We start from the raw sequence: 23,890 nt of genomic DNA, 5'->3' as shown, positions 1-23,890 counted from the left end.
CGCGAGCATCACCGCCTTCAGGCCCGAGCCGCACACCTTGTTGATCGTCATGGCGGGCACGGCCGCAGGCAGCCCCGCCTTGATCGACGCCTGACGCGCCACGTTCTGGCCCGAGCCCGCCGTGAGCACCTGACCCATGATCACGTCGCTCACCTGATCGGGCGCCACGCCCGCGCGCTCGAGCGCGGCCTTGATGACGATGGCGCCAAGGTCAGGCGCCGCCACCTTCGCGAGCGAACCGCCGAATTTGCCCACTGCCGTACGTGCGGCCGAAACGATCACAATGTCAGTCATGTTGAGCTCCTGCTCTGCAATAACGCTGGAATACCGATGTTTTGAAAGCTGAGCCGGCAAATGCCCGCCCTCGTCGTTCAGTCATGACGACGAAGGCGGCATTGGCATGTTGCCGGTGCGGCAGGAACGAATCAGGCCTTGGCCTGGCTCGACGCCTTCGCGGAAGCCGGCTGAGCGGCAACGGGCGCGGCTTCCTTCGCGGAGGCGGCGACGTTCTGGAAATTGCTCTGGGCCGTTTCGATGGCCTGGCGGGTCGCGCCGCGCAGCGTTTCGGCGGCATTGTTCACGGCGGCGAACGTCGAGTTCATGGCGGCGACGAACTGCTCCGCGCCAACGGGCGCGTTTTGCGTCAGACCTTCGGAAAAGGCCTTGAAGCGCTGTTCGTGCTCGCCCGACTGCACCTGGGCGGCCTGAATCAGTTCGTTTTGCGTCGTCGTTGCGATATCGACGAGATGGCGGCCGTACGACATGGCCTTGGCGGCGGCCTGTTGCGACGCACCAAGCTGCTGGCTGAAAAACTCAGCGGGATTGCTGCTTTGCAGGGCACCCTTGAGCGTGGCTTCGCTTTCGGCAATGGCAGCCTTGCTGGCCTGCACGTTGAGATCGATCACGGCCTGCACGCCCTGGAAAACGGGCTTCGTCATCGCAAAGAACGCTGCGACGCCAGCCTGGTAGTTCGCGCGGAATTGTTCGGGTGCGGAAACGGACATCAGCTTATGCTCCTTGGTTAGTCTTACTAATTAAAGCGCCAACCCCCGATGGCATGATTTGCGGCTGTATTCCTATGTTTGAAAACTTATGCTGCATTGCCGCAGTCAATTTAGAGTGTCCATTCTAAGTCAGAAATTTAACAATTTGATGGCAGTTCATATTAGGTATAAACCCTTAGTCAAACTCGTTCGGGATCGGAACTTGCAGATGTCAAGCAACCTCGTCCAGGACCGGTAAATCCGAGGGTGAGCGTGGAAATTGCGTCTTGCATAAACGACGCGCGACGGATTTTCTCCGCAGCCCCGTTCAAGTGTTTAGAGGGGCGGTAGACCCGGCGAGCCATTGCCGATTTGAAACTGGGAAACGACTATGACGGCACGCCAGCGCAGAGCGACGAGGCCAAGAAGGTCTTGAACGAGCGCGATCCGGACGCGGACCTGGTCGCGCGCGTCGGCGCGCGCGATCCGCTCGCCGTGCGCGCGCTCGTCGCGAGCAAACTGCCGCGTCTCATCGCACTCGCCACGCGCATGCTGGGCGACCGCCGCGAAGCCGAAGACGTCGCGCAGGAAGTGTTCGTGCGAATCTGGAAACAGGCGCCCACGTGGCGCACCGGCGAAGCGAAATTCGACACGTGGCTGCATCGCGTGGCGCTCAACCTGTGTTACGACCGCTTGCGCGGCCGCCGCGAAGAGACCGTGGAAGACGTGCACGCGATGAGCGAGGCCGCATCCGATCCCGCCGGCTCGCCCGACGAACAGATCGAAGCGCGCACGCGCGACGAACGCGTGCGCGCCGCACTCGCCGCGCTGCCGGTGCGTCAGCGCGAAGCGCTTGTGCTGACCTACTATCAGGAACTATCGAACCTCGAAGCAGCGAGCCTGATGGATATTTCGGTGGACGCGCTCGAAAGCCTGCTGGCGCGCGCCCGGCGCACCCTGCGCGCACGACTGGCCGGCGAATCCCCCGGTAAGGACTCCATATGACATCCGAACGATTCCACACTCTCGTCGCCGCGTATGGCGCGGACCCGCACCGCTGGCCGGCGCACGAGCGCGACGACGCCCTCGAATGGGCCCGCTCGCATCGCGCGCAAGCCAATGCAGCGCTCGACGAAGCCATGGCGCTCGATAGCTGGCTCTCCCGCGACATGGTCGAACCGCCCGCTCGTGCGCTACTGGAGCAGATCGTTGCGGGCGCACCTTTCACGGCCGATGCGGGCCGCAAGCGCCGCAGCCGCCGCCTCTGGTGGTCGGGCGCGGCGTTCGCGGGCGTGGGCCTGGCCGGAGCCCTCGCGGGCGCGCTGACGATATCGGCTGTCGTACTCGGCGGCACGACGTCCCCGGCGGCGCACGAGAGCTACCTCGGCACGAGCTTTGGCGGGACGAGCGCGGACTGGAGCGAATCGAACCTCAACCCTGGCGCCGAAGGGGGCGACGAATGAATGTCCGCTCCTGGAAGACGCTGTTCGTCGGATCGGTACTCCTGAACGTTTTTCTGCTCGGCGCCATTGCGGGCGGTGCGTGGCGCTGGTTCGCCGTACGCGGCGAGCCGCAGGCGCAACCGGCGCAGCGCGTCGCGCTGCGCTACGCAACCGAGGAGCTTTCGCCGGAGCGCCAGCAGCAGTTTGCGCAAGCGCTCAAGTCCTCGCGCCGCGAAGGCCGGCAATATGCGCGCGACGGCCGCGACGGCCGGCGCGAAGTGCTCGACCTGCTCGCCGCGCCGCAACTCGACCGCAGTGCCATCGACGCCGCGCTCGCGCACACGCGCAACGCCGACAGCGCGTTGCGCGCGCAAATCGAAAGCGGCGTGGTCGATTTCGCGGCCACGCTCACGCCCGAGGAACGCGTGAAGTTTGTTCAAGGGCTCGAAAAGCGCGGCCAGTGGCGACTGCCGGCGCAACAGCAAAAGCAGCCACCGCAACCCGCCGTAAGCGAAGCGAGCGGCGCGCAATAAAAATTCGCCGGACCAGCGACGGATAATGCGGGCGACGACCGTTTAACGGTAATACGCAACGCTCCCACGAGCCCAAAGGACCGCGCATGGAAAGCCTTTCGAATGCCCGCGCCGGCGCGATCGCCATGAACCGCTTCGGCCTTGGCGCGCGCGCCGATGAAGCGCCGCCCGCCAACCCTCGGGGCTGGCTGCTGAGCCAGTTCTCCGCATACGAACCGTTGCCCGCGGCATGGCGCAACGAACCGGGCGCGCAGGCGCTCGCCGCGCGCTTCGGCGCAGAACGCCAGCAGGGTATGGCGCCCGACGCGGCAGCGAGCGCGGCTTCGGATGCGAACGTACAAACCAGCGCACAAAACAGCGGACAAACTAACGCCCAGCAGGTCGCACGCCGCGCAGTCAACAAGACGATCCGCCGCGAGAGCGTGGGCGTCTACCGGAGCGCGGTTAACGCGCGCCTCGCGAGCGCCTTGCAGACCGAGACGCCCTTCGTCGAGCGCCTCGTGCATTTCTGGTCGAACCATTTCGCCGTATCGGTGGACAAGGCGCTGATCGCAGGCATTGCGGGCGCATTCGAAATGGAAGCGATACGCCCGCACGTGCTAGGCAATTTCGCGGACATGCTGGTCGCCGTCGAGCAGCATCCCGCCATGCAGCTTTTTCTCGACCAGACGCGCTCGGTTGGCCCCGACAGCCGCGCCGCATTGCGCGCCGATGAGCGCGACCCGGCGCACAAACGCGGCCTGAACGAGAACCTGGCACGCGAGATCATGGAACTGCACACGCTCGGCGCACGCACGGGCTACACGCAGGACGACGTGACGGAATTCGCGCGCGCGCTCACGGGCTGGAGCGTCGCGGGCGTGCGCGGGCCGCAGCCCAACAACGCGGCGCCCGGCAGCTTCGTGTTTCGGCCCGCGCTGCACGAGCCGGGCGCGCGCACCGTGATGGGCAAGCGCTACGATCTGCCGGGCGAGCAACAGGCGCTCGCCATCCTCGACGACCTCGCGCATGCGAGCGCGACGAGCCGCCATATCGCGTTCCAGCTCGCGCGCCACTTCGTCGCCGACAATCCGCCGCCCGCGCTCACCGAGCGCCTTGCGCTCGCCTTCGAACAAAGCGGCGGCGATCTGCCCACCGTGTACCGCGCGCTCGTCGAAGCGCCGCAAGCGTGGGCGCCCGTCGATGCGAAGTTCAAGACGCCGTGGGAATGGACCGTTTCGTCGATGCGGGGTCTCGGCTGGCGCGACCCCGGCGATGCAGGCCAAACGAACGCGGCGCCGCTGCTCACGCAGCTTGGCCAGCCGGTGTGGCGGCCGGGCTCGCCCGCCGGTTACGACGATATCGCCGCGAGCTGGGCCGCGCCCGATGCACTGGTGCGCCGCGTGGAAGTCGCGCAGCGCTTTTCGGCGCGCGTGGGCGACCGGCTCGACCCGCGCACGCTCGGCAACACGCTCATGGGCGCCACGCTCAGCGCGCCAACGGCCACAGCGGTCGCGCATGCCGAAAGCGCATCCACTGCGATCGCCTTGCTGCTCGTCTCGCCCGATTTCCTGAGGAGATAACCGCCATGGTTTCCCGCCGCCATTTCCTGCGCGTCGCCGCCGCCGGCGCGGGCGCGATGCTCGTCGCGCCGCAGATCGTGTTCGCCAGCGTCGAAACCGACCGCCGCTTCGTGTTCGTGATCCAGCGGGGCGCCGCCGACGGGCTCAACATCGTCGTGCCGTATGCGGAGCCTGCGTACGCAACGCTGCGCGGGCCGCTCGCCATCGACACCGCCCGCGCCACGAAACTCGACGGCACGTTCGCGCTGCATCCCTCGCTCGTTCAGATGGCGCAGATGTATGGCGAGAAGCAGGCGCTCTTCGTGCACGCGATCGCGTCGCCGTATCGCGACCGTTCGCACTTCGACGGCCAGAACGTGCTGGAAACGGGCGGCCGCGCGCCCTATCAGGTCAAGGACGGCTGGCTCAACCGGCTCGTCGCCATGCTGCCCGCGTCGCGCGAAAACGCCATCGCGCTCGCTCCCACCGTGCCGCTCGCGCTGCGCGGCGCGGTGCAGGTGAGTTCGTACGCGCCCTCGGCCCTGCCCAACGCTTCCGACGATCTGCTTACGCGCGTTTCGTCGCTCTACGAAGCCGATCCGCAACTGCGCTCGCTCTGGACATCGGCAATGAACGCACGCGGGCTCGCCAGCGATGCAAGCGCGCGCCAGGACCCGGCAAGCGTCGGCAAGCTGGCCGCGAGTTTCCTCGCGCGTCCCGACGGGCCACGCATCGCCATGATCGAAACCGGCGGATGGGACACGCATAGCGCGCAGAATGCGCGTCTCGCGAATCAGCTAAAAGCGCTCGACACGATGCTTGCCTCACTGCGCGACGGCCTCGGCCCCGCGTGGGACAAGACTACCGTGCTGGTCGCAACCGAGTTCGGCCGCACGGCCGCGGCGAACGGCACGGGCGGCACCGATCACGGCCAGGCTTCGGTGGCAATGCTCGTGGGCGGCGCCGTGGCGGGCGGACGCGTGCGCGCCGACTGGCCGGGGCTGCGCAGCGCGGATCTCTACGAGTCGCGCGATCTCAAGCCCACCGCTTCGCTCGATGCGTTGATCGCGGGCGCGGCGGCGGAGAGCCTCGGACTCGATCCGCAGCGCACGGCATCGACGCTATTCGGCGATGCGGGCACGAAATATGCAACTACGGGTTTGATAAGAGCGTGAGTCGGCCAGTTGTTCGAACAACTAAACAATTTTAATCAGTGGAGGAAAACATCATGAAGATAAAACTACTGCTCCCCGTTACCGTAGTGGCCTGTGCAGGGCTGCTTTCCGCATGTATCGTGGAGCCTGCACGCCCGCCGGAGCCCGCGCCTCGTGTCGAGACACCGCCGCCGCCCCCTGCGCAGGGCTACGCCTGGAGAAAGGGCCATTATCGTTGGGAAGGCAACCAGTGGGTATGGGTCCCGGGTCATTGGGCGCAAGGGTATTGAGGCTTCCCGCGCTTCGCGGCGATACGCGCGAAGCGTTGCATGAACATCAGTCTGCGCCGGGAGAAGTGCGCTTCTCCCGGCGCAATTCATTTGGAGGAAGGCGCGGTGCGCGGCGTTGCCGTTGGCGATCAGATGGCGAGGTTGAACCAGTCGGCAATCGCGTGGGCCGCAACGACCATGCAGACGACCACGACCAATACACCGATGCACATGCCGATATCCGCATATAAATGGCGGTGGCGCTCGATGATGGCCGCAAGGTAACTATCCGGGTCGACCGGTTCTTTTCTACCCCGGTAACGTTCGCGCAGTCTGGACATGGGAATCGCCTCGTCGAATGGACTAGAAGCGTTCGAGCAGAACGTACATGCCCAGCACGATGCCCATGCAAAATGCCGCGCAACCAAGCGCTACGCCGAGATTGATGATCTCCGCGCACTGGCGTTCGACAAATTCGACGACCACACGCTCGGGACGCGCTGCCAACCGGGCATTCGCGTGCGCGCGTGCGGATTTGTCCAGCGCATCGACGTGTTTCATCAGATGCGACGTATCGAGCAACAGTTGCGGACCCATGACTTGCCTCCAGCGCGGATGATTCCGGTGTAGGCATGAGGTTAGGGAAATGGGCGTGGCGGGGGTATCGGAGGAATTCGAAAAGAGGCAGCCGCCTCTCAATTCCCGCAAGCATGAATCAGGAACTGCTGCATCGCTCTCGCCGGGTCGCTCAACACCGCCCCCGGATGCCACAACATACCCGCCTCCATCTGCGCAATGGCATCCTCCACGGCGCACGCGTCAATACGCTTGCCTTCGAGCGACCAGGGCCTGAACACCATGTCCGAGAGAATCGTCACACCAAAGCCATGCGCCACGAGCCCGCGCAGCGCCTCCATCGAACTCGTGCGAAACGCGATATCCGGCGCAACGCGGCGCTTTTTCCAGTAGCGCAGTGTCGAGGCCTCGCCCTCGTCCACGGTAAGCAAAATATAGGGGTATCGCGCGATGTCGCGCAGCGTGACGGTGCCCATCTGCGCAAGCGGATGCGTCGGCGCGGCCCATAGTTGCCGCCGCGAACGCATCAGCACGTGGTGGCCGAAACGCGCGCGCCGCTCCACGTTGGAGAGCAACGCCACGCCAAGATCCACGTCGCCCGCGAGCACCGCCGCCTCGATGGCCGGACGGTCCAGATCGTGCAGATCGATCTCGATCTCGGGATAAGTCGCGCGAAAGCGCGCGAGCAGTTCCGGCAGGAAATAGCCGAGCAGCGTATAGGATGCAGCCATGCGCACCGTCCCGCGCAAGCTGTGCGCGCGAAACGGCGCTTTATGCAGCGCGTCGCGCACCGACTCCAGCACGTGGCGCGCGTGGTTGAGGAAATCTTGCCCGTCGGGCGTGAGTTCCACGCCCTGAGGCAAGCGCACGAAAAGACGCGTGCCGAGCGCCTCCTCGAGCGCGAGCACCGCATTGGTGATCGCCGACTGCGAGACGTGCTCGGCCGCCGCCGCCATTGAAAACTGCCCGTTCTGCGCCGCCGCCACGAAGTAGCGGAACTGCCGCAAAGTCACGTCCTTGGCCATGTGATTTCCGGATATCGCGAGTCGATGATTCCGATTCTACGATATCAATTCCGCGCGATACCGTTCGCGCACGCTGCGCGAACGCTCGTAATTGCGTTCCTTTACGATCCCGAACCCGCGAACCGAACCCGGCACACCAAGCAGTCCGATGGCGGCCGCGAGCGTCTGCTGCGTGAGCTTGGCAAGCACGAGCCGTACGTCGTCCTCGAATTCGCGGATCATCGCGCGCTCGATCACGCGATCGCGCTGGCGCGCGAACGGATCGAGCGGCGTGCCGCGCAGCGCCTTGCCGTGCTTGAGCACACGCAGCAGCGGCTCGGCCCACACAGCCCGCAGCGCTATTTTGTTGCGGCGGCCCGTTTGCGCGTCGCGGCGCGTGAGGAGCGGCGGCGCCATGTGGAACGTCTTCTTCGCCGCCGTGCCGTCGAACAAACCAGATAGATACGCGCCGAATGTGCCGTCCGTGTGCAGACGCGCGACCTCGTATTCGTCCTTGTAGGCAAGCACCTTGAAGTAATGTCGCGCGGCCGCTTGCGCAAGCTCGCCGTTTGCACCTTCGATTCGCCGCTCCGCCTGCGCGACGGTTTCGATCAGCGCGCGATAGCGCGCAGCATAAGCGGCGTTCTGGTACTGCGCGAGATCGCGCTCGCGCTGCGCCACGAAGCGCGCAAGATCGAACGACGTGTTCGCGCACGCAACGTCCGCACCCGCGACGCGTTCGAGCGCGCGCGCGTCCTGCGCGATCAGGCGTCCCCAAAGGAACGCGCGTTCGTTCATCTTCACGGCCGCGCCATTGAGTTCGATTGCGCGCAGGATCGATGCTTCGGCAAGCGGCACGAGACCCGACTGGAACGCGTAGCCCACCATCATCATGTTCGCGGCGATGGCGTCGCCGAAAATCGCTTCCGCCGCTGCCGCGCAGTCCCAGAACGCCGCGCCCTCGGCGCCCATCGCGCTTTCGATCGCCGCGCGATGCACGGCCTTGCTCACGGGCAGATCGCCGTCGCGCACGAAGTCGGCGGTTGCCGTAATGCGCTCGTTCACGACAGCGCGCGCGCCGCTTGCAGGCAGGCGCGAAAGCGCGCCCGACGAAGCCGCCACCACGGCGTCGCAAGCGAGCAGCACGTTGGCCGCATGCGCGCCGATGCGCGAAGTGGTGATGAGCCCGCGGCTCTGCGCGATCTGCACGTGGCTCAACACCGCGCCGTTCTTCTGCGCGAGGCCGGTAAAGTCGAGCGTCGATGCGCCGCGCCCTTCGAGGTGCGCGGCCATCGCGAGTATTGCGCCGATCGTCACGACGCCCGTGCCGCCCACGCCCGTCACCACCATGCGCAGATGCTGCTCCAGCACCTGCGGCACGCGCGCGGGCGGCGCGAGCGTGCCGCGCAGTTCGGCTTCGATGCGCTGGATGCGCGCCGCGTCCGGACGCTTCGGCTCCATGCCTTCCACCGTCACGAAGCTCGGGCAAAAGCCCTTCACGCACGAGGTATCTTTATTGCAGCTCGATTGATTGATGGCGCGTTTGCGGCCCAGTTCCGTTTCGAGCGGTTCGATCGCAATGCAGTTCGATTGCACGGAGCAGTCGCCGCAGCCTTCGCAAACGGCCGGATTGATCACGACGCGCGTGGGCGGATCGATCAGCTTGCCGCGCTTGCGGCGGCGGCGCTTTTCGGCGGCGCAGGTCTGGTCGTAGACGATCACCGAAACGCCCTTCTGTTCGCGCAAACGGCGCTGCAGGGCATCGAGCGCATCGCGAGGCAAAAGCGTCACGCCCGTGGGCAACGCATGCGAACCCGCATATTGCCCGGGCCGGTCGGTCACCACGGCCACTTCGCTCACGCCTTCGGCCTGGACCTGCGCCACCACGCGGTGCACGGTGAGGCCGCCCTCGGCGGGCTGGCCGCCCGTCATGGCGACGGCGTCGTTGAAGAGAATCTTGTACGTGACGTTCGCGCGCGCCGCCACGGCCTGGCGAATCGCGAGGCTGCCCGAATGCTGGTAGGTGCCATCCCCGAGATTCACGAACAGATGCGGCATATCCGTGAACGTCGACATGCCGACCCACTGCACGCCTTCACCGCCCATCTGGCAAAACGTAGCCGTGTTGCCCGCTTCGCCCAGCGCCATGATGTGGCAGCCGATGCCCGCCGCCGCATGCGAGCCGTCCGGCAGACGCGTCGAGGTATTGTGCGGGCAGCCCGCGCAGAAGAAAGGCTTGCGCGTGAGCGGCTCGCCTGGCTGTACCGGTGTGAGCGCGATCACGCGCTGCGAATCCGGCCGCGCTTTTGTTGTGCTCGCAACGACAGGCGGAATATCGACGCAAACATGCTGAAAAAAGCGCTGCAGCGAACGCGCAATCTGTTCCGGGGCGAACTCCATCGCGGCGGGAAGCAGCGGCTCGCGCTCGCCAAGCGTCTTGCCGTGCACCGAAGGCCGTTCGTCGGCGCGCACGTTGAAGAGCGCTTCCTTGATCTGCCGCTCCACGAACGAGCGCTTTTCTTCCACGACGAAAAGCGCCTGCATGCCGCGCGCGAACGCCTTGAGCCCAAGCGTTTCGAGCGGCCAGATCATGCCGACCTTATAGAGCCCGATGCCGAGTTGTTCGAGGCGCTCGGGCGTGAGGCCCAGCGCCTCGAATGCGGCCAGCACGTCCGCATGCGCCTTGCCCACCGTCACGATGCCCACGCGCGCCTGTGCGGGCCGCAGCAACGCGCGGTCGAGCGGATTCGTCCGCATGAAAGCGAGCGCGGCGGGCAAGCGCTCTTCGAGTACGCGGCGCTCCAGTTCGGCGCGCTCCGCGGGCCATGGCAAGCGCGGGTCGTAATTGAAGCCGCGCTGCGGCGGGACCGCCATGGCCTCGGGCAAACGCAACGGCGCGCGGCGGCCCACATGCATCGAGCGGCCGCTTTCCACCGTCTCCGTAATCGCCTTGAAACCCACCCATAGGCCGCTGAAACGCGAAAGCGCATAGCCCGTGAGCCCGAACTCGATGTATTCCTCGACCGATGCCGGGAAGAGGATGGGCATCATCGCGCCCTCGAATACGTGGTCCGTCTGGTGCGGGAACATCGACGACTGCGCCGCGTGGTCGTCGCCCGCCACCGCCAGCACGCCGCCGTGCCGCGCGGTGCCGAGCATGTTCGCGTTGCGGAACACGTCGCCCGTGCGGTCGACGCCGGGCCCTTTTCCGTACCACATCGAATACACGCCTTCCACGCGCTTGCCGGGAAACGCGTCGAGTTGCTGCGCGCCCCACAGCATGGTTGCGCCGAGGTCTTCGTTCAGGCCCGGCTCGAAGCGCACCTCGAATTGTTCGAGCAGCGCCTTCTGGCGCCACAGTTCCTGATCGAAGCCGCCGAGCGGCGAGCCGCGATAACCGGAGACGAGGCCCGCCGTTTTCAGCCCGGCAAGCCGGTCGGCGCGCGCCTGTTCGATGAGGATGCGCACGAGCGCCTGAGTCCCGGTGAGAAAGACCGCGCCGTTCTCGCGCAGGTAGCGGTCTTCGAGGCGATAGTCCGTATCGACTTCACGCCGGGTCTCCACGGCTCGCATGTTCATGGTTGTCTCCGCTCTTAGGCTTGTGAGTGCTTGTGGGTGTTCGTGGGCACTAGCGGATTCTAGATAGCCAATAGCGGCGATTCGTGCCAAACTGAGCTACCGAACGTGCGTAAATTAGCAACATACGCCGGAAAATCACTCTATTACGGGAAACCTGGCCAATGAAATTCGACCGCGTGGATGTGGCCATCCTGCACGCCCTGCAACGCGACGCGCACGTGAAGTCCGCCGACCTCGCGGAATCGCTCGGGCTTTCGCTTTCGCCGTTCTACCGGCGCATCCGCATGCTCGAAGAGCGCGGCGTGATTACGCAATACGTCACGCTGCTCGATCAGGAGAAGGCGGGCTTTCCGGTGAACGCCTATGTGTCGGTGGCGATCGAGAAGAAGAACGAGACGCGGCTCGCCGCGTTCGAGCGCGCGATCTCGAACTGCGACGAAGTGATGGAGTGTTATTTGATGACGGGCGCGTTCGACTACATGCTGCGCGTGGTGGCGAGCGATATTGCGGGCATCGAGCGTTTCGTCATGACGCGCCTCACCAAGATCGAGGGCGTGCGGGACATCCACACTTCCGTGGCGCTGCGCCGCGTGGAGTACAAAACCGAACTGCCGGTACGCGTGCGCGACGAGTAAAAGGCGGTGGCACGCAGGTTGTTCAGGATGGCGAAGGAAATTTCAGCGCAGTCCTGCGCTTCAGCCTTTTTGCGCCGTCTTGCGCGCTGCTCGCAACGGCTTTCCAGCGACTTTCTGACGCTCGCGCGCCTGACCTTCGCGGGTCGAACGCAATGCGTCGAGCCGGCCTTCGAGCATGCCCACCTGATGGCGCAGATCCCCAAGTTGCGTCTGCAATGCCTGAATCTCGGCGCGCGCGCTTTCCTCCGTGCGCGCCGAGCGCTGCGCCGCGGCTTGCGCGTCGTGCTGCAAACGCACGTTGGCCGAGCGTTCGCGTTCGATTTCGAGCTGGGCGCGCTTTTCCGCTGCCTGCAAGCGCGTTTCCGCGAGTTCGGCGCTTGCGCGCAGCTTGTCGCGTTCGGCGGCGAAGTCGGCGCGCACCTGAGTCAGCGCGGCCTCGCGTTCGCGGCTCGCTTCGCGCTCACGCGCCAGTTCCGCTTCGAGCGCGCCGCGCGTGGCAAGCGCGGCGGCCTGCGCCTGTTCCAGTTCCTGAATACGCACCTGCGCCGTGAGCAGCGCGGCAGTGCGTTGTTCGAGCGCCAACTCCGTGTGTGCGAGGTCCGCGCGCACGGCCGCTGTCGCGCCTTCCGCCGCGCGGCGTGCGTCTTCCACCTCGACCCGCAACGCTTCCAGCGAAGCCTGTGCGGCCGCCGTGGCGCGCGTCCAGAGCGCGCCCATGAGTTCGCCGGCGGCGCCCTGCAGTTCCTCAGGCAAATCGGCGTGCTCGATACGCACGCGGCTCTTCTCGCGCAGCGTGGCCCAGAACTCCGAAAGCACGGCCGTGGGCGTGCCCATGCTGCCGCGGCGCACGAGCTGATAGAGCCGGTTGGCCGTGGGCGTCATGCCGTAACGGAAGAACATCAGCGCGCATACCTCGCGGTACAGTTCGCGCGTTTTGGGAAACTCGGCCTTGAGCCGTTCGATTTCGGCGGCGAGGCGCACTTCGTCGGGGGCGACGTCGGTCATGGGGCGATGCGGGGCTGGAATGCGTCGATATTACAACGTAAAGCGTACGATTCCTATGCCACGCGGGCTTGTTTCATCGTCGGCAGGAAGCCGTAGCCGAGATGCACCGCTATCGCTGAATCGGGCATGGGTTGCCGCGATGGAACGCATGGCCCCGACCCGTTCGTGTGTCGTTTCGACCTCGGCCACATCGGCAATTACGAGTGGCTGCGCTCCTCGCCCTTTTCCCGCGCCGCCGATACGGATGCCTCGACGGCCGACCGGTGGCCGCCCGCGCGCGCTCCCGCCTTCTCCGCAAGCTTCAGGTAAGCATCGGCGATTCGGCGCAGGTCCTCCTCGGACGCGTCCTCGATACCGATTAGCGTGTTGCTCGCCGAACGATTGGCTGCGAGCAGTTCATTGAGTTTCAGATGCACCGCCACGCTGTCCTTGTTCTGGCTTTGCTGGATGAGGAACACCATGAGAAAGGTCACGATGGTGGTTCCGGTATTGATCACCAGTTGCCAGCCGTCGGAATAATGAAAGACGGGGCCGGTCACGATCCACAACACCACGCAGGCCACCGCGGCGCCGAATGCGACCGGCGACCCGGCCCATCGCGTGACGGCGGCGGCGAAGGAGTCGAATATTCTCGTCGCCGGCCAGCGCGAAGCGTACGCAGGACTGCTCGAATCGGGGACCGCGCCCAAGGGATCGGCCGAAGAATGTTTGTGGGTCGAGTTTTTCATGGCACCTCCAGTGGAGGCGCCGTCGCAAATCTTGTTCCACGCATTTTTTCTGGCGGAAACGGGGGTCCCGGACGGGAAATATGGGTATGGCCGTTGCGGAAAAATGTGCGGGAACCGGCCGGCAACTACAAGGCGAGCGAAACGCAGGCATCGGCAACCGAACCCGAACGGAGGCACTATGTTTACGCACAACAAGCGACTGCAATACACCGTGCGCGTTGGCGCATGCAATCCCGGTCTCGCCAACCTGCTGCTCGAACAGTTCGGCGGTCCGCAGGGCGAACTCGCCGCCGCCATGCGGTATTTCACGCAGGCCGTCGGCGAAGAAGATCCGGGCCGCAAGGACATGCTCTTCGATATTGCTACCGAGGAACTGAGCCATCTGGAAATCGTCGGCTCGCTCGTGGCGATGCTCAACAAGGGCGCGAAGGGCGAACTCGCGGAAGCCGTAGACGAGCAGGCAGCGCTGTATCGCAAGCTCCACGGCGCCGGCAATGACAGCCACCTCACCCAGGTGCTCTTTGGCGGCGGTCCGCCGCTCGTCAACTCAGGCGGCGTACCGTGGACCGCGGCCTATATCGACACGATCGGCGAACCGACGGCCGACCTGCGTTCGAACATCGCGGCCGAGGCGCGCGCAAAGATCATTTACGAGAGGCTCATCAACCTGAGCGACGATCCCGGCGTACGCGACGCACTGGGTTTTCTCATGACGCGCGAGGTCTCGCACCAGAAGTCGTTCGAAAAGGCGCTCTACGCAATTTCGCCGAATTTCCCGCCCGGCAAGATGCCGCCGATGCCGCAATTCGCCAACGTGTACTACAAGACATCGGATGGTGGCGAAACGGTTGCCGCGCCCTGGAACAGTGGACGGGGACTGGGCATCCGCCGCGGCGAGCCAGCGGTGGATGGAGGCGACGGCAGCGCCAGCGTGCAACTCGATGCGACCGAGCAAGCGGCCTGTGTAGCCATGGAAACGCGGCTGATGTCCGACCCGAGCGTCGATCCGCGCACCGGCGCGGAACTGGGCTGCGCATCGGCCGACACCGGCGTCGCGGGAAACATCGTTGCGCAGCAAGACCCAAAAGATACGAAATGACGACGCCCTCAGTGCATCTCGTCGATTATGAAGCGCAGCCGGAAAGAAAACGCCCGCTAGAACCGGGAGGCTCGGGCGGGCGAGAAAATCGCGGCTCGCGAAGGCAGCGCCGCGACCGAATATGATTCGGAGCCCGATGTATCTTGCGCGCGGCCGGTCTAGCCGCGCAACTTGTTGAGCAGCTTGAGACCGCGCCGTGCCACCGCCGAATAAAGCTCGGCGCCCTTGAGCGCGTGATCGATATGCCGCTCGTAAGATTGCAGCGCGATAGGGAAATACGGAGAAAGTTTTTCCACCACGCGCTGCGGCGAAATATGCGTGTTGCTCTGGACCACGGCGAACATGCCGTCGCTTTCCTGCGCGAGATGGCGCGCCTCGCTCCAGCCTTCCATCTTGTCGGCGAACCACACGCTTTCATCGGCATGCAACGCGCGCTGACCGGGCTTCGGGCCCGTGTGATACTGCGCCAGCAGCCCTTCGTTTTCGGCGTTGAGCCAGTAAAGCGTGTACTCGGTCCAGTCGAGCGCGTAGTTGGCGAGCAGCACGCGCCGCCAGTCGGTGCCGTGCAGCGCCGCCAGCCGCTGTTGCAGGCTCACGCACAACGTGCGCGACAAGATCGCCGGCGTCCACCAGATGCCGTCGCGCGTGAGTTGCGGATCGACATCCAGCAGCTTCGCCGAAGCCTCCCAGTAATACGGCTCAACCGTGCGCGGCTGCACGTGCGTGAGCGCCTTGCCGTCGAGAATCAGCGTATCCGCGCTGAAACGATGCGTCGCGAAGCAGTCGGGATCGAGCACGAGAAAATATTCGGTTTCGATCCACTCGGGCGCGTTGAGCTTGATGATCTGCTGCCGGTGCCAGTTGCGAATCTGATGGCGCTGCGAGAATTCCGCGAAAACGCCCATATACAGCGATTCGTCGACCACTTCGATGGGGAAATCGGACCACGCTTTCGCGTAGCCTTCGACCTCTGCGAGTTCGTCGTGCGGCACGACGATCACGAAACGATGAAACGTCTTCGGCGTCGTGAAGTGTCGCAGCGACGAAAAGAGAATGTCGCAACGGCCGATGTTGTCGGCGTAATGGCGTCCCCGGGTTTTGACCGGCAGGATGGCGCTGATCTGGTGCATGGCAGTCAGGTCCCGAATGTTAGAAGAAGCGGTAAATGAAGTTCGGGATATAGCCGCGCCGATGCGTGAGCGCAATGCCAATCAGCCTGCCGCCCGCGTCGAGCAGTTGCGTTTTCAGGCCCAGAACCACGGGCTTGCGCGACACCTCGGCGCGCACCGCCATGATCGTTGCGTCCGCAAGCGCCGCGTTTTCAATGCCGGCGAACGACTGGCTGGCGGGCGGCGCGTGCACGACGATGTAGTCGTGCGACTCGCGCAGCGTGTCGAAAAGCGTCGCGCTTTGCTGCCACGAAGTCGGGAAGGCGCCGCTTTCCGGCCGCGCAACGACGATGTTGTGCCGCTCGACGCTCTCGAACACGAGCCCGCCCGATGCCGCGATATCCGTGGGCGCCGCGCTCGCCGCGCGGCTTTGCCCGCCGTGCCCCGACCACGTCAGCAAGCCCAGCGCGTTGGGCGGTCCATAGAGCGGCGCGTCGGCGCCCGAGGCCATGTCGAGAATGAGGACCGGCTTCGTCGTGCGATGCTCCAGTTCGACGGCAAGCCCGCGAATCACCGAAAGCAGCCCGTCGTTCTTGCCGAACGAGAGCGCCATGATCACCTTGGCGGGCGAGTCCGTGCTCGCGTTGATGGCCGCGATCATGCGGCCATACGCCATGTGCGCGGGTCTGCTCGCCGCTTTGGCCGCGTCGGGGGACGCCCCTGCGGCGCCGGGCCGCCGCGCTGCGCCGCCGCCGAGCATCACCGGCGCGTTCAGCACCGGCAGCAAGAGCGAGCGCTCGGCTTGCTCCGGGCTCAGGAAGGTCTCGCGCAGGCTCGCCATCACCAGCACGACCAGCGCCGAAATCAGCAGCCCTGCCGCCACGCTCGCCGCGATAATGAGGCTCGCCGAAACGCTGCGCTGCGAAGGCGGAAACGGCGCCTGGATCACGCGCACGTTCGTGCTGTTCACCTGGCTCACCTGCCCTTGCTGGATCTTCGCGAGTTCGACCTGGCGCGACCGGTCCTTGAAGCTGTCGGCCAGAATGTCGCGCGTTGCCTGCAACTGGCGCATCTGGCTGGAAATGTCGCTCAGGTTCCTGAGCGTCTCGCGCGTGTCCTTGATCTGCTGGTCGAGCGCCTGCTGGCGCGCGGTTTCGCCCGCGATGTTCGCGTTCAGCGCGGCAAGCCGCCCTTGCACCACGTCGTAGTAGTCGTTGTGGCCGTAGCGCGTGGCCGTCGCCATATTCTGCTTGCGCTTCGCGATGCTCGCGTGCATGTCGGCGATCTGCTGATCGAGCTGCTGCACGAACGGCGAGCTGTCCATGTAGCGCGAGGCGAAATCGGCGCGGCGCGCTTCGAGCTGCATCAGCGAAAGCTGCATGGTGTCGAGCGCGTGAGCGGCTTCGGAGTCGTCGGTGAAAATCGGAATCGTGGCCTTCACGCCCTTCGAAGACGTCTCTTCCGACTTCAGTTCGCCGCGATGCTGCGCGAGCGCCGTGTCGTTCTCGAGCTTTTGCTGCACGAGCTGGCTTTCGAGCAGCACGGCGCGCGAAGTCTGGTCGTCGATATTGACGATGCCGTGCGTTTTCTGGAACGCGAGCAAATCGGCATCGGCTTTTTTCAGTTGCCTTGCGACTTCGTCGCGCTGGCCGGTCAGAAAATCGACTCGGCCCGAAGTGAAAATCGTCGCGCGCCGGCGGAAATACGTGTCGAGCAAGCGCGAAAGCGCGTCGGCCGCTTCCTTGGGATCGGCGTCGTAATACGTGAGGTTGATGGTGCTCGCGAGATCGTTCTGCTCGATATGCAGCCTGTGCTCGAATTCCTGCAAATGGCTGTCGATGTCGTGTTCGCTCGCGTTCGGCCCCAGTTTCGAAATCACCACGTCGCGATGCAATTCCGGGCTGCCGAGGATTTGCGCTTCGACGCCGTCGAGCTGGCCGATGGCGGGCTGCACCGCCGCGCCGCCATTCGGGTTGTTCGACTGGTCGTAATATCCCGCAAGGAGTACGAGCAACGTGGACTGAGCCCGGTAAGGCATGGGCACCAGAAGCGCAACCGCAACGCCAATGGCCACAACGGAAAGAAATACCGCTGTCGCAATCTTGCGATAATAAAAAAACGTGTTGAGGTAGTCCCGGACCGTCAGTTCGACAACAGCCGCCCTTCGTTCAGGCCTTGTTCTAGTAGTAATAACCATACAGGTGCGGTTCCGGGCCAGCAGTGAAGATTCGACGGCGCATATAATACGTAAGAAAACATTCCTGATGTCACGTCAAATTGACATCGGCGAAAAAATCGTGCGGGTTCCACCCTTCATTAACGGCAAATCCTGCCGTTACTTGACAAGAGATCACGACCCGCCCGCCACCGCTTCACCCACGCGCCCGATGAACATACTCCGACCAGCCTGCGTCCTCGGGCTGATGACGCTTAGCGCCTGCACCCAGACGTGGGTGGAGCCGCAATTCCAGCAGCGCACGCACTTCGCCGCGTGGTCCGACGCCACGCCGGGCGTTTATCGCATCGAACCCGGCGACGACCTTTCGGTCGTCATGCCCTTCAATGCCGAGCTGAACTTTCGCGGTGCGGTCGCGCCGGACGGGGGCCTGACCATGCCGTTCGCCGGCACGATTCCAGCAGCCGGCCTCACGGTGGCCGAGCTCGGCGACGCCATCAACCACGCGCTCGCCGCTGCCGGCATGGCGAAGAACGCGCACGCCTCGGTCTCGATCGTGCAGTCGGCCGCCAAGGTGTACGTGGCGGGCCAGGTCGCGCGCCCCGGCGAAATCGCGCTGCACACGGGCATGAGCGTGCTGCAGGCCATTGCCGCCGCGCAGGGCTTGCTCGACACGGCGCGCACCAACGAAGTCGTGCTGATTCGCCGCAGTCCGGACGGCCGCCCGATGCTGCGCACGATCGACATCGACGCGCTCACGCATCGCGGCGATCCCGCGCAGGACGTCATATTGCAGGCCACCGACACGATTTTCGTGCCGAAGTCGTCGATTGCCGAAGTCGACCAGTGGGTCGATCAGCACATCGACAAGGTCCTTCCATTCCAGCGCGGCTTCGACTACACGATCTCGAACAACCCCACGTTTTACTAGGTTTAGTTAGCGCACCTGATGGAAACCGCCACCACGACCGCCGGGCTTGCCCCCGTCTTTTCGAGCGAGAGCGCCCGGGGGCGGGTCACGTGGTGGCTGTTTTTGTTGTTGCCGCTCTTTGGCCAGACCTTTCACTACCTGAGCACGCTCGCGCCGCTCTGGGCGCTCTCCAAAGCGCTGCCGGTCATTGCGCTGCCGGGCGCGCTGCGTCTGGGCGGCGAACCGCGTTTTCCCATGACGCGGCAAATCCTCATCAGCTTCGCGTGGCTTCTGCTCGTGCCGAGCTTCGCCGCTGTGTTTTATTTCCACGAGAGCTTTTTCACGAGCATCACGGCGCAGGTGAAGCTGCTGCCCATCCTCTACTTCTTCTCGTTCCTCGCGCTGCTCCTTACGCTCAAGCCCACGCTCGGCGAACTCGAACGCGGCTTCCTCGTGCTGGGCGCCGTCATTCTCGCGGTGCTGATCGTGCTTTGGGCCGTGGTGCCCGCCACCTGGTATCAAGAGTCGTACGTGGTCGGTCAGTCGCCGTTTTTCAGCAGCGACAGCCGTGGCCATCGCATCCGCATGTCGATGTATTTCCCGCTGATCCTGCTGTTCTTCTGCTACCGGCGCGCCTTTTTCGAAAAGCACGCCGGGTATCTGTGCGGCGTGGTCGTCGCGTTCGCGGTCACGCTGCTGATCGTCAAGACGCGCGCCATGGTCATCGGCATCGTGGGCGTGCTCGTCATCAATACCTTCGCGTGGTCGCGCATGCGCACGCGCATCCTGTTGCTGCTCGCCGCGCCCGTCGCGCTCGTCGCCATGTTCTCGGCGGGCTACCTCGCCACGACGTTCAGCACGGACGCGAGCACGGGCTTCGACACGCGGCGCATCACCATCCTGCTCGCCACGAAGTTCCTCGGCAGCGAACCGTTGCGCTGGATCTTCGGCGTAGGCACGATCAGTTCGACCAGCAAGGACAACCTGATCGACTACTTTCACCACTTCTTCTTCCTCGCCGACATTACGTGGCTCGGCATCGTGTTCGAGTACGGCCTGATCGGCGTGCTCATCATCCTGTTCTTCCAGTTGCGCGGCATGATGTTTTACCGGCGTCTGCGCCAGAAGGTCGATGACGATTTTCTCGGCGCGCTGTTCGACTATCTCATCTACGTCCTGCTCATTTCGTTTTTCTATCCGCCCACGCTCACGCCGGGCGAAACCTCGGTTATCCTCGCGATCTTCGCGTACATCTGGCGTGTGGGCGATCTGGACAACGTACACGACGATCTTGCCGACCATGCCGACTTGCAGGTTCACCATGCTTCGCCCTGATCGCGTCAAACGCTCCATCCAGCGCACCGTCAAGCCCACCGTCAAGCGCCCCGACCTGCACACGCTGCTGATCGGCGCGCTGCTCATGTCGGGCGCGGCGGCCTGCACCGACGCCACCTCGGGCACGCCCTTGCCAGTGGCCATCTCCGTGGACGCCGCCGCAGGCCGTCATCCCATCAGCCCGCTGATTTACGGCATCAACTTCGGCACGACCGCCGTCCTGCAAGACCTGCGCGCGCCGGTCAACCGCTCGGGCGGCAACAGCGCGTCGGCCTACAACTGGCGCATCGACGCGCGCAACGCGGGCAAGGACTGGTATTTCGAAAGCCTCGCCGTCAATCCCGCCGACATCAACGACCAGTTCGGCGAGCGCTTCGTCGCGCTCACGCAGGCGGCGGGCGCCACGCCCATCGTGACCATTCCGATGCTGGGCCGCGTGGCGAAACTCGGCCCGGCGCGCGAGACGCTCGCGAGCTTTTCGATCGCCAGATACGGCCCGCAGCCGAACCACGACGTGAACGGCCATGCCGACGCCGGCAACGGCGTGGCGGCAGGCGGCAAGCCGATCGAAGGCAACGACCCGAACGACGCCTCGACGCCCGACGATCCGCAGAACGAACAGGCGCGCGTGGCGGATCTCGTGAAGCAGTTCGGCGGCGCGAACGCGGGCGGCGTGCGCTACTACGCGCTCGACAACGAGCCGAGCCTTTGGCAACTCATTCACCGCGACGTGCATCCCACGGGCGCGCATGCGAGCGAAATCGCCGGCAAGGTGATCGCGTGGTCGCGCGCCGTGAAGGCGGCGGACCCGCACGCGCAAATCGTCGCGCCCGAAGAATGGGGCTGGCAGGGATACTTCTACAGCGGCTTCGACCAGCAGTACGCGGCGGACCACGGCCTGGACCACACGCCCGACCGCACAGGCGAAACCCAGGGCATGCCCTACGTGCCGTGGTTGCTCACGCAATGGAAAGCGGCGGGGCGTCCGGTGGACGTGTTCAGCCTGCACTTCTACCCGCAGGGCGGCGAATATGCCGAAGCGGGCGTGACGAACTCGCAGGCCGTCGCGCTCATGCGCAACCGCTCCACGCGCGACCTGTGGGACCCGAACTATAAAGACCCCACGTGGATCAACAACGTGGTGGCGCTGATCCCGCTGATGCGCCGCTGGGTTGATACGTACTACTATCCAGGCACGCCCATCGCCATCACGGAATACAACTGGGGCGGCGACACGCTGATGAACGGCGCGACCGCCCAGGCCGACGTGCTCGGCATATTCGGCCGCGAAGGGCTGGACATCGCCACGCGCTGGGGCACGCTCGATCCGTCGATGCCGGTGTACAAGGCGTTCAAGCTCTATCGCAACTACGACGGCAACGGCGCGGCGTTCGGCGCGACCAGCATTGCCGCGAGCGCGCCCGACCCGGACACGGTTTCCGCGTTCGCCGCGTTGCGCGAGCGCGACCACGCGCTGACGCTCGTCGTCATCAACAAGCAACTGGACCGTCCCGCCGACGCCGCCGTCGCGCTCGACCATTTCGCGGCGAGCGGCGTGGCCGAAACCTGGCGGCTCGCGAACAACCAGTTGTTCCGCATGCCCGACGCGCGCTACCAGGACGGCGCGCTGCGCGCAAGCCTGCCCGCGCAGAGCGTGACGCTGTTCGTGCTGCGCGGCGGCGAGGCGCGGCATGAGTGACGCCGCCGAAACCGGGCACCCGGCGCGAACGCCCGCGCGCCCGCACGGCAGCTCGATGATCCGCGGCTCGCTCGTAAGCCTGGGCGTCCGTCTGCTCGACCTTCCGAGCCGCTACGGTTTCCATCTGCTGATCGCGGCCATGCTCGGCGTGGTGCGCACAGGCGACTTCTATATCGTGTTCAGCACGATGGTGGCGCTCGCGGGCTTCGGTCGCCTCGGCATCGACCAGGCGCTCACGCGGCAGATTGCGATGGACCTCGCAGCAGGCGAGCCGCACGCCGTGCGGCCTGCCGTTCGCCGCGCGCTGTGGCTGGTGCTGCTCGCCTCGACGGCCATTTCGGTCGCGCTGGGTGCGTCCGCTTTCGTTTTCGCGCACGACGTGCTCAAGAAACCCGAACTCGCGTTGCCGCTCGCGCTCGGCGCGCTCTCGTTCATCCCGCAAAATCTCGGCGCGGCGATAGCGGGAGCGCTTGCCGGGCTCCAGCGCGTGGGCTGCAGCCAGATGATTTACTCGTGGCTGTGGCCCGCGATCTTCTGCGCCGTCGCCATCCCGCTCGGCCTGACGCGCGGCATGAGCGTCGCCAGCACACTCATGCTGATCGCCGCCAGCTTCACGCTCACTGCGCTGGCAGGGGCGTTTCTGCTCAAGCGCTTTCTGCGTGACTTACCGGCCGGATCGGCCGGTTCACGACCGCCAGCCGGATCGCCCCGCTTCCTCAAGGCAGGTTTGCCGCTTTTCACGCTGGAATTCACGAAGCTGTTGATCACCTCGGCGCCCGCCATCGTGCTCGGCATCGTCGCCTCCTCGCGCGAGACCGGGCTTTTCGCGCTGGCGTGGCGTCTCGCGCTCGTCATCAATCTGCTGATCAGCGGCGTGACCGGCATGGCCGCCCCGAAGTTCGCGAGCCTCTTCGCGCGCAACGACCGGCATGGGCTCGATAAAAGCGCGGCGCAGGCGGCGGGCCTCGTGCTGTGTCTCGCGTTGCCCGCTGCGCTGTGCATGCTGCTTTTTCCCGAACATTTGCTGCGCCTGTTCGGCCCGGGCTTTGGCGGCGGCGCTGCCGCGCTGCGCGTGCTCGCGCTCGGCCAGATCGCGGCGGCATGCTTTACCGCCATGCCCGAACTGCTCGGCATGACTGCGCACACTTCCGTGCTGTACCGGATCAATCTCTACTCGGTCGCCGTGCTTCTCGTCGGCCTCGCCGTGCTCACGCCAATTGGCGGCAGCGTCGGGGCAGCCGCGGCGGCGTCGCTTGCCGTTGCCGCGAACGGCGCGCTTGCGGCATGGGCGGCGCATCGGCTACTAGGCGTGTTACCGCTTGCGTTGCTCGGCCGATGGGTAGTCGAGCGTATCCGTGGAGGCGTGGCGGGTGGAGACGGGAAACGGGACGCTTAAAACGGGGCGTGCGGCACGGCGATTGCGGAATATTCATGGTCACGCAGGCGCTTATCGTCTGCATCGAGACCCTGTTTCAAGGAGGTACGGATCATGAACAAGGCAACCGGTACTCTCATCGCGGCAGCGGCCGTCCTCGCCCTGTCTGGCAGTGCGTATGCGCAAACGGCGCCTGGCATGGGAAATAGCGGTTCATCCACCACTCCGGGTGCGGCCACGAACCCGATGAACGATACCTCGAGCGGCTACGGGATGCCTGGCGTCATCAATTCCGACGCGGGCTCGGCACCGCCTAACTCGCCGCTGCGTCAGAGCATGAACCCCGACACGGCAACCCATACCAGCGGCCCGACGAGCAACAATTCGCTCGCGACCCCGAGCGTGAAGTCACCGGGTGCTCAATAGCTAACGTCCCTAGCAAGGACTCCTGACGGAGTGCCGTGCGTGGCACTCGCGAACTTCACTCCGTGGAATTCTCGTCGCTGCCGCCGTTCTTTTCGTGCTCGCGCATTTCCAGCGCGAGCACACGCCCGACGTCGCGCACGAAGGCTTCCATGACCGCGAGACATTCTGCGCTGCCCGGCACGCAATCTTCAGGATTCCTCTTTCCCTGTGCCCGCCTGATTGCACGGATGCTGGCCTCCAAGGCCCGCGCCTGCGCCCAGACGGGATCGTTTTGCGGTGGTTTCGGTTGTTCGTGCGCCATGCATGGATTTT

23 protein-coding genes and 1 pseudogene are annotated in these 23,890 nt (G+C 65.1%); 13 read left to right on the top strand and 11 right to left on the bottom strand.

The features are described 5' to 3' along the window. Positions 1 to 294 (bottom strand): annotated as a pseudogene (locus U5768_RS30880) (acetyl-CoA C-acetyltransferase); the annotation flags it as partial. A 131-nt stretch (positions 295 to 425) separates the two neighbouring features. After that, positions 426 to 1,004 (bottom strand): TIGR01841 family phasin, encoded by a 579-nt coding sequence (gene phaP, locus U5768_RS30875; RefSeq protein WP_322034112.1) that lies wholly within the window; start codon positions 1,002 to 1,004, stop codon positions 426 to 428. A gap of 357 nt (positions 1,005 to 1,361) precedes the next feature. On the opposite strand from phaP, the gene U5768_RS30870 reads away from it, so the two are divergent. From U5768_RS30870 to U5768_RS30845, 6 genes are all read left to right on the top strand, one after another. Then, positions 1,362 to 1,988: an RNA polymerase sigma factor gene (locus tag U5768_RS30870; RefSeq protein ID WP_322034115.1), complete on the top strand. Its 627-nt coding sequence runs from the start codon at positions 1,362 to 1,364 to the stop codon at positions 1,986 to 1,988. Further along, positions 1,985 to 2,446 carry a hypothetical protein gene (locus U5768_RS30865; RefSeq protein ID WP_322034111.1) on the top strand — a complete coding sequence of 154 codons (462 nt, stop codon included), beginning with the start codon at positions 1,985 to 1,987 and terminating at the stop codon, positions 2,444 to 2,446. Before U5768_RS30870 ends, U5768_RS30865 begins: the two co-directional genes overlap by 4 nt. Next, entirely contained in the window at positions 2,443 to 2,958 is a 516-nt protein-coding gene (locus U5768_RS30860) for a periplasmic heavy metal sensor (RefSeq protein ID WP_322034110.1), read from the top strand. The genes U5768_RS30865 and U5768_RS30860 overlap by 4 nt, the downstream gene beginning before the upstream one ends. A gap of 86 nt (positions 2,959 to 3,044) precedes the next feature. Continuing rightward, the gene (locus tag U5768_RS30855) at positions 3,045 to 4,520 is read left to right on the top strand and encodes a DUF1800 domain-containing protein (RefSeq protein WP_322034109.1); all 1,476 of its coding nucleotides are present in this window, start codon (positions 3,045 to 3,047) and stop codon (positions 4,518 to 4,520) included. A 5-nt stretch (positions 4,521 to 4,525) separates the two neighbouring features. Then, entirely contained in the window at positions 4,526 to 5,674 is a 1,149-nt protein-coding gene (locus U5768_RS30850; protein ID WP_415914003.1) for a DUF1501 domain-containing protein, read from the top strand. A 53-nt stretch (positions 5,675 to 5,727) separates the two neighbouring features. After that, a complete protein-coding gene (locus U5768_RS30845) occupies positions 5,728 to 5,943 on the top strand; it encodes a YXWGXW repeat-containing protein (RefSeq protein ID WP_322034108.1) in 216 nt (71 codons plus the stop codon). Positions 5,944 to 6,071: 128 nt separating this feature from the next. Here the strand turns inward: U5768_RS30845 and U5768_RS30840 are convergent, their stop codons facing one another. The 4 genes from U5768_RS30840 to U5768_RS30825 all read right to left on the bottom strand — a co-directional run bounded on the left by U5768_RS30840 (position 6,072) and on the right by U5768_RS30825 (position 11,081). Beyond that, a complete protein-coding gene (locus tag U5768_RS30840) occupies positions 6,072 to 6,263 on the bottom strand; it encodes a hypothetical protein (RefSeq protein ID WP_322034107.1) in 192 nt (63 codons plus the stop codon). A 22-nt stretch (positions 6,264 to 6,285) separates the two neighbouring features. Continuing rightward, positions 6,286 to 6,519, bottom strand: a complete 234-nt coding sequence (locus U5768_RS30835) for a hypothetical protein (protein ID WP_322034106.1) — start codon at positions 6,517 to 6,519, stop codon at positions 6,286 to 6,288. Between the two features lie 98 nt (positions 6,520 to 6,617). Further along, positions 6,618 to 7,523 carry a LysR family transcriptional regulator gene (locus U5768_RS30830; protein ID WP_322034105.1) on the bottom strand — a complete coding sequence of 302 codons (906 nt, stop codon included), beginning with the start codon at positions 7,521 to 7,523 and terminating at the stop codon, positions 6,618 to 6,620. Between the two features lie 36 nt (positions 7,524 to 7,559). Further along, a complete protein-coding gene (locus U5768_RS30825) occupies positions 7,560 to 11,081 on the bottom strand; it encodes an indolepyruvate ferredoxin oxidoreductase family protein (protein WP_322034104.1) in 3,522 nt (1,173 codons plus the stop codon). Positions 11,082 to 11,242: 161 nt separating this feature from the next. On the opposite strand from U5768_RS30825, the gene U5768_RS30820 reads away from it, so the two are divergent. After that, a complete protein-coding gene (locus U5768_RS30820) occupies positions 11,243 to 11,716 on the top strand; it encodes an Lrp/AsnC family transcriptional regulator (RefSeq protein ID WP_042267102.1) in 474 nt (157 codons plus the stop codon). A gap of 60 nt (positions 11,717 to 11,776) precedes the next feature. Here U5768_RS30820 and U5768_RS30815 read toward each other — a convergent pair whose 3' ends face one another. Together U5768_RS30815 and U5768_RS30810 are read right to left on the bottom strand one after the other, a co-directional pair. Next, entirely contained in the window at positions 11,777 to 12,721 is a 945-nt protein-coding gene (locus tag U5768_RS30815) for a DNA-binding protein (RefSeq protein ID WP_322034103.1), read from the bottom strand. A gap of 197 nt (positions 12,722 to 12,918) precedes the next feature. Continuing rightward, on the bottom strand, positions 12,919 to 13,449 hold the full coding sequence (locus U5768_RS30810) for a low affinity iron permease family protein (protein ID WP_322034102.1): 531 nt from the start codon (positions 13,447 to 13,449) through the stop codon (positions 12,919 to 12,921). Between the two features lie 178 nt (positions 13,450 to 13,627). On the opposite strand from U5768_RS30810, the gene U5768_RS30805 reads away from it, so the two are divergent. Continuing rightward, positions 13,628 to 14,548, top strand: coding sequence for a manganese catalase family protein (locus U5768_RS30805; protein ID WP_322034101.1), 921 nt, complete (start codon positions 13,628 to 13,630; stop codon positions 14,546 to 14,548). Positions 14,549 to 14,706: 158 nt separating this feature from the next. Here the strand turns inward: U5768_RS30805 and U5768_RS30800 are convergent, their stop codons facing one another. Both U5768_RS30800 and U5768_RS30795 read right to left on the bottom strand, forming a co-directional pair. Further along, on the bottom strand, positions 14,707 to 15,678 hold the full coding sequence (locus U5768_RS30800; RefSeq protein WP_322034100.1) for a DUF6492 family protein: 972 nt from the start codon (positions 15,676 to 15,678) through the stop codon (positions 14,707 to 14,709). Positions 15,679 to 15,697: 19 nt separating this feature from the next. Then, the gene (locus U5768_RS30795; RefSeq protein ID WP_322034099.1) at positions 15,698 to 17,695 is read right to left on the bottom strand and encodes a hypothetical protein; all 1,998 of its coding nucleotides are present in this window, start codon (positions 17,693 to 17,695) and stop codon (positions 15,698 to 15,700) included. A 349-nt stretch (positions 17,696 to 18,044) separates the two neighbouring features. Between U5768_RS30795 and U5768_RS30790 the strand changes: the two genes are divergently transcribed. The 5 genes from U5768_RS30790 to U5768_RS30770 all read left to right on the top strand — a co-directional run bounded on the left by U5768_RS30790 (position 18,045) and on the right by U5768_RS30770 (position 23,578). After that, the gene (locus U5768_RS30790; RefSeq protein ID WP_322034098.1) at positions 18,045 to 18,764 is read left to right on the top strand and encodes a polysaccharide biosynthesis/export family protein; all 720 of its coding nucleotides are present in this window, start codon (positions 18,045 to 18,047) and stop codon (positions 18,762 to 18,764) included. Positions 18,765 to 18,782: 18 nt separating this feature from the next. After that, on the top strand, positions 18,783 to 20,078 hold the full coding sequence (locus U5768_RS30785; RefSeq protein ID WP_322034097.1) for a hypothetical protein: 1,296 nt from the start codon (positions 18,783 to 18,785) through the stop codon (positions 20,076 to 20,078). Continuing rightward, positions 20,065 to 21,777 (top strand): glycoside hydrolase family 44 protein, encoded by a 1,713-nt coding sequence (locus tag U5768_RS30780; RefSeq protein ID WP_322034096.1) that lies wholly within the window; start codon positions 20,065 to 20,067, stop codon positions 21,775 to 21,777. The genes U5768_RS30785 and U5768_RS30780 overlap by 14 nt, the downstream gene beginning before the upstream one ends. Next, positions 21,770 to 23,173, top strand: coding sequence for a lipopolysaccharide biosynthesis protein (locus U5768_RS30775; RefSeq protein WP_322034095.1), 1,404 nt, complete (start codon positions 21,770 to 21,772; stop codon positions 23,171 to 23,173). Before U5768_RS30780 ends, U5768_RS30775 begins: the two co-directional genes overlap by 8 nt. Positions 23,174 to 23,266: 93 nt before the next feature. After that, a complete protein-coding gene (locus U5768_RS30770) occupies positions 23,267 to 23,578 on the top strand; it encodes a hypothetical protein (protein ID WP_322034094.1) in 312 nt (103 codons plus the stop codon). Between the two features lie 55 nt (positions 23,579 to 23,633). Here the strand turns inward: U5768_RS30770 and U5768_RS30765 are convergent, their stop codons facing one another. Continuing rightward, positions 23,634 to 23,879, bottom strand: a complete 246-nt coding sequence (locus U5768_RS30765; RefSeq protein WP_322034093.1) for a hypothetical protein — start codon at positions 23,877 to 23,879, stop codon at positions 23,634 to 23,636. Positions 23,880 to 23,890: the final 11 nt, after the last annotated feature.

This window comes from Paraburkholderia sp. J76 (assembly GCF_905220295.1).
Classification (GTDB): domain Bacteria; phylum Pseudomonadota; class Gammaproteobacteria; order Burkholderiales; family Burkholderiaceae; genus Paraburkholderia.
This window is presented reverse-complemented; position numbering and strand designations above follow the sequence as displayed.